This window comes from Cohnella baijiui (assembly GCF_020731285.1).
Classification (GTDB): Bacteria; Bacillota; Bacilli; order Paenibacillales; family Paenibacillaceae; genus Cohnella.
Genome location: NZ_JAJFOW010000082.1, coordinates 1 through 4815, shown reverse-complemented (window position 1 = coordinate 4815; position 4815 = coordinate 1). Strand labels below are relative to the sequence as shown.

The 4815-nt window shown below is 59.6% G+C and carries 5 protein-coding genes, 9 tRNA genes and 2 pseudogenes; 4 read left to right on the top strand and 12 right to left on the bottom strand.

Annotated elements, in window-relative coordinates; all coding sequences use genetic code 11:
• Nucleotides 1-406, top strand: a 406-nt coding sequence (locus LKX83_RS31685) for a DUF3243 domain-containing protein (protein ID WP_370639168.1), incomplete at its 5' end; no start/stop codon positions are given.
• Nucleotides 407-522: 116 nt separating this feature from the next.
• On the top strand, nucleotides 523-1440 hold the full coding sequence (locus LKX83_RS31680) for a YihY/virulence factor BrkB family protein (RefSeq protein WP_227887229.1): 918 nt from the start codon (nucleotides 523-525) through the stop codon (nucleotides 1438-1440).
• A 58-nt stretch (nucleotides 1441-1498) separates the two neighbouring features.
• On the opposite strand, the gene LKX83_RS31675 is transcribed toward LKX83_RS31680, so the two are convergent.
• The 3 genes and pseudogenes from LKX83_RS31675 to LKX83_RS31665 all read right to left on the bottom strand — a co-directional run.
• Complete coding sequence (locus LKX83_RS31675; protein WP_227887228.1) at nucleotides 1499-1642, bottom strand: hypothetical protein; 144 nt, start codon at nucleotides 1640-1642, stop codon at nucleotides 1499-1501.
• Nucleotides 1643-1676: 34 nt separating this feature from the next.
• Nucleotides 1677-1796 (bottom strand): annotated as a pseudogene (locus LKX83_RS31670) (SAM-dependent methyltransferase); the annotation flags it as partial.
• Nucleotides 1797-1800: 4 nt separating this feature from the next.
• Nucleotides 1801-2991: pseudogene (locus LKX83_RS31665) on the bottom strand ((2Fe-2S)-binding protein); the annotation flags it as partial.
• 24 nt (nucleotides 2992-3015) lie between these two features.
• On the opposite strand from LKX83_RS31665, the gene LKX83_RS34580 reads away from it, so the two are divergent.
• Nucleotides 3016-3441 carry a hypothetical protein gene (locus LKX83_RS34580; RefSeq protein ID WP_370639167.1) on the top strand — a complete coding sequence of 142 codons (426 nt, stop codon included), beginning with the start codon at nucleotides 3016-3018 and terminating at the stop codon, nucleotides 3439-3441.
• A 99-nt stretch (nucleotides 3442-3540) separates the two neighbouring features.
• Nucleotides 3541-3780 (top strand): hypothetical protein, encoded by a 240-nt coding sequence (locus tag LKX83_RS34575; protein ID WP_370639166.1) that lies wholly within the window; start codon nucleotides 3541-3543, stop codon nucleotides 3778-3780.
• A gap of 161 nt (nucleotides 3781-3941) precedes the next feature.
• On the opposite strand, the gene LKX83_RS31655 is transcribed toward LKX83_RS34575, so the two are convergent.
• From LKX83_RS31655 to LKX83_RS31615, 9 genes are all read right to left on the bottom strand, one after another.
• Nucleotides 3942-4024, bottom strand: a tRNA-Leu gene (locus tag LKX83_RS31655).
• A gap of 8 nt (nucleotides 4025-4032) precedes the next feature.
• A tRNA-Arg gene (locus LKX83_RS31650) sits at nucleotides 4033-4109 on the bottom strand.
• 12 nt (nucleotides 4110-4121) lie between these two features.
• Nucleotides 4122-4195, bottom strand: a tRNA-Cys gene (locus tag LKX83_RS31645).
• Nucleotides 4196-4204: 9 nt separating this feature from the next.
• A tRNA-Gly gene (locus LKX83_RS31640) sits at nucleotides 4205-4279 on the bottom strand.
• An 8-nt stretch (nucleotides 4280-4287) separates the two neighbouring features.
• A tRNA-Gln gene (locus LKX83_RS31635) sits at nucleotides 4288-4362 on the bottom strand.
• Between the two features lie 17 nt (nucleotides 4363-4379).
• Nucleotides 4380-4455, bottom strand: a tRNA-His gene (locus tag LKX83_RS31630).
• A gap of 22 nt (nucleotides 4456-4477) precedes the next feature.
• Nucleotides 4478-4551, bottom strand: a tRNA-Trp gene (locus LKX83_RS31625).
• Nucleotides 4552-4568: 17 nt separating this feature from the next.
• Nucleotides 4569-4653: transfer RNA gene (locus tag LKX83_RS31620), tRNA-Tyr, on the bottom strand.
• 16 nt (nucleotides 4654-4669) lie between these two features.
• A tRNA-Thr gene (locus LKX83_RS31615) sits at nucleotides 4670-4745 on the bottom strand.
• Nucleotides 4746-4815: the final 70 nt, after the last annotated feature.

Below are 4815 nucleotides of genomic sequence, written 5' to 3'. Positions count from 1 at the left end.
GGGCTGGAAACGGGCGCAAAAGAGCTTTCAAAAGATACTATACGAGGAGGAAACGACCATGAACGAGCAGCAGCATCTGATCCGCAAAGACAGCGAGTTGGACGCTTCCCGGGCGGGAGAAGCGATCTCCCGAATCGGCGCTCCCAAGAAGGAAGAAATCCTCCGGGATTTTGACGCCTTCCGCGAATATCTCGGCAAGCGGATCGCGATCGGACAATCCCTCGGCCTTGGCGAAGAGCAGCTGGCGCAAGTCGCCGAGAAGGTGGGCGACTACCTCGCCGAACACGAGGAACCGCGAAACGCCGAGGAAAAGCTGCTGAGGGAGCTGTGGAAGGTCGGCGACCCGGACGAGCGCCACAAGCTCGCGCATATGCTGGTGCGGCTGGCGGGACGAAGCGACGCGTAGGCGGACGGCGAACCGTTCGATCCATCGGATTCGAAAATGGCCGCGCAAGCATGGTTCCAACCGGACATTCGCCGGCCTCCGGCGGATGTCCGATTCGATGGAAGGGAGGGCGCATCGTGAGCAAACAGCGCACGCTCCGTTTTGCGGAGAAATTGTACTGCCGATTCCAAGACGACGAAGTGCCCGCCATGGGCGCTCAATTGACCTATTACCTCATTCTGTCCGTCTTTCCTTTTCTCATCTTTCTCGTGGCCTTGATCGGCTATACGCCCTTCACGACGGCGGATATGATGGATGCCGTCTCCAGACTGCTGCCCGACCTGTCCAATCAGGTGCTGGCGGACACGATCGAGGGCATACAGAACAACCGCAGCCACACGCTGCTCTCCATCGGCATGATCGGCACGCTCTGGTCCGCTTCGAGCGGCGTCAACGCCATTATCAAGGCGCTGAACAAAGCATACGACGAGCCGGAGACTCGACCCTTCTGGAAAGTCAAAGGTCTGTCGCTGCTCTGTACGGTCATCCTCACCGTCGTCATCTTCCTCAGCCTGGCGCTGCTCATCTTCGGCCGTTGGCTGGGCGAACGCCTGACCGGATGGTTCAGCCCGCCCGCCTTTTTCGACAACGTCTGGGCCGTGGGCCAATTCGTCATCCCGGTCGTCATTATCGCGCTCGTCTTCTTATTCATGTATCGGTACGTGCCAAACCGTCATCTGACGTTTCGCTCCGTTCTGCCCGGCGCCCTGTTCGCGACGCTCGGCTGGATCTTGGCTTCGGCCCTGTTCGCCTTTTACGTGAACAACTTCGGCAATTACACGAAAACCTACGGCAGCCTCGGCGGCATCATCGTCCTGCTTACCTGGCTGTACATAAGCGGCATCATCATCGTGATGGGCGGAGAAATCAACGCGACGCTGGCGTTCGACGAGGAGGGCAAAACCAAGCCGAACTGCAAAAAATTCGCGCCCGAAGTCCCGTTCTTCAAAAAGAAAAAAGGAGGGAAACCGATCCCCCCTTCCGCGAACACCTGACGGCCGCGCCGATGGAGGCCCCCCGCCCCATGGCGAACGGCCGGACGCCGCTTTTCCCCTATCCGATCCGCATCTTGGCCTCTTCCGCCAGCCAGAGCAGCCTCTCCCGCACCTTCACGACTTCCCCGATGACGATGAGCGCCGGGTTGTCGATCCGCACCGAAGCGGCCATCTTGGCCATCAAGCCCAGCGTGCCCGCCACCGTGCGCGCCATCCCACGTTCCAGGATCGCGACCGCCTCCCCGGCCGAAGACGAACGGATCTCCGCCTTTCAGCCGGACGACATCCTTGCCCGCCAGCGCATAAGCGGCCAACGTCTCGTTGATCCGCTCCTGCGTCATCGCGTGCCGCCCCGGCGAACAGGGTAGCCCGCTCCTCCGCAATCTCCAGCGCGCGTTTTACCGGCTCCAGCCCGACCCGTTCGATCCAGTTGGACGTCCGCTCGTTCCAGTTCGCGTTCTCGCGGTAATATTGAAGGAACGCGCCCGCATACTCCACCACTTCGTCCTCTGTCTTGACGACGCACAGCAGATCGGTCGCCCGGACGTGCACGCCTCCGTTCCCCCCGACGTGCAGCTCCCACCCGCCGTCGATGGCGACCACGCCGAAGTCCTTGATCGTCGCCTCCGCGCTGTTCCGCGGGCAGCCGGAGACGGCCAGCTTGACTTTGGCGGGCGTATTCAGCCGCTCGAACTCCTTTTCCAGCCGAATGCCCATCCCGATCGAATCCTGCGTGCCGAAGCGGCAGAAGGTAGACCCCACGCACGTCTTGACCGTTCGAAGCATCTTGCCGTACGCATGGCCGGACGGCATATCGAGCGCTTCCCACATGAGTGGGAGATCCTCCTTCTTGACCCCCAGCAGGTCTAGGCGTTGGCCGCCCGTAAACTTCACCATCGGGACGTCGAATCGCTCGGCCACCTCCGCGATCTTCTTCAGCTCGGCCGGCGAAGTCACGCCGCCGTAGATCCGCGGAACGACCGAATAGGTGCCGTCCTTTTGGATATTCGCATGATCACGCTCGTTCGTGAACCGGGACTCCTTGACGTCCTCGTATTCGCCGGGCCACAGCATGCCCAGATAGTAATTCAGGGAAGGGCGGCACTTCGAGCAACCTTCTTCGTTCCGCCATTCGAGGACGCTCATGACCTCCTTGATCGTCTTGGGTCTCATTCGCTTGATCTCCGCCACGATCTCGTCGCGACCGAGCGGCGTGCATCCGCAGATGCCTTCCTTCACGGCCTCCGCCGCATCTCCATCCGCGTAAACTTTCAGCAGCCCTTCGACGAGCGGCTTGCACCCGCCGCACGAAGCCGAAGCTTTCGTGCACCCTTTGATCGCGTTGACGGTAGCGCATCCCTTGGTCCGGATCGCGTCCACGATCGCGCCCTTCGGCACCCCGTTGCACCCGCAGACGATTTCGTCCTCCGCCATCGCTTCGAACCGCGTTTCGGGAGATGCGGCGGTCCCGACGGCGCCAAAGCCGAGCATCTCCTTCTCCTTGCCTTTGATCGATTCCCCGCTCTTGATCAAGGAGAACAGCCGCGCGCCTACGCCACCCTGCCGACCGCGTTCGTGCTGGCTGCGGCAGATGTCCCGGTTACCCTTCACGGATCGCCTTCGCTCCCCCCGAAATGGGGCATCACGCTGCACGATCTGCTCGGCGTCGCCGGCATCGCGTCGGAGCGATTAACGCCGGAACAGGCGCTGGAAGCCGCTCGTCGGACCGGCGTCCTCTATGCGTCGGCCGAGCAGTGGTGCCCGCCGCTTCGGTCGCTGCGCGTGATTCGCGAGGAGCTCGGGATGCGTACGGTGCTGAATACGGCGGAAAAACTGATCGACTATGCCCAGTCGCCGTATATCGCCTTTGGCGTGTATCACAATACCGTATTCGACCGGATGGCGAGGCTGCTCACGAAGCTTGAATACCGCAGAGCGCTCATCGTACAGGGAGTCGAAGGTTCGGAAGATCTGTTCATCGATCGTCCGACGCGCACCTAACGGATCGAGAACGGCGAGGCCGCGCTGCAAGTCATCGATCCCGAAGCGTGGAGCCTGGATCTGCCGGTCCCGGTGGTCGACTGGACGCCCGTATCCCAGTTGAGGATGATCGAAGCGGTGCTGCAAGGCGATGGAGAGCTTGCTTTCACCCAGCAGGTGCTGTTGAATGGCGCCGTACGCCTTCAGCTGATCGGCAAGGTCGGCTCCATCGAGGAGGGACTCTATGCCTGCAAGTCGCTGCTCGACTCCGGACAGCCGCTTGAGCGATATGCCGAATGGCGCCGCCTGTTGCGCGCGTTCTCTGTCGAGAATGCATCCGAGTCTCCCCTTCGCCTGTGAACTCGCGCAAATGTGCAACTCGTCCAAATGCTAACCAAATGCAAACAGGCTGTTCCGTTGATGGGAGCAGCCTGTTGCTTTGTACTCGGATGAAAAAGAGCCAAATAAAAAAACTCCCCAGTCCGCCGTGCGGATCTTGAGAGTCTGTATGGTTCGATTCATGCTGGTGAAGGGACTTGAACCCCCACTCCGTCGCCGGAAGCGGATTTTGAGTCCGCCGCGTCTGCCATTCCGCCACACCAGCATAAAAAATGGCGCGCCCTAAGAGATTCGAACTCCTGGCCTTTAGATTCGTAGTCTAACGCTCTATCCAGCTGAGCTAAGGGCGCGCGTTATGAAGTTGGAGGCGCCACCCAGACTCGAACTGGGGGTAGAGCTTTTGCAGAGCTCTGCCTTACCACTTGGCTATGGCGCCAAGAACATATGGAGCGGAAAACGGGGCTCGAACCCGCGACCTTCTCGTTGGCAACGAGATGCTCTACCACTGAGCTATTTCCGCGCAAAGCATGGCTGGGGATCTAGGATTCGAACCTAGGAATGACGGAGTCAAAGTCCGTTGCCTTACCGCTTGGCTAATCCCCAAAGCTTCAGGTGAATAATGGGGCGATCGATGGGACTTGAACCCACGAATGCCGGAGCCACAATCCGGTGCGTTAACCCCTTCGCCACGACCGCCATATTCGATTCGAGTTTGCTTTGGCAGGGGCAGCAGGAATTGAACCCACACTAACGGTTTTGGAGACCGCTGTTCTACCTTTAAACTATGCCCCTATAAAAGGTAAAAAATGTGGTGGAGGATGATGGATTTGAACCACCGAACCCAGAGGGAACAGATTTACAGTCTGCCGCGTTTGGCCACTTCGCTAATCCTCCATGACTGTAAAACAAATGGTGCCGTCGAGAGGACTTGAACCCCCAACCTACTGATTACAAGTCAGTTGCTCTACCAATTGAGCTACAACGGCTTAGGAACCAATCAGATGGTGGCTCGGGACGGAATCGAACCGCCGACACGAGGATTTTCAGTCCTCTGCT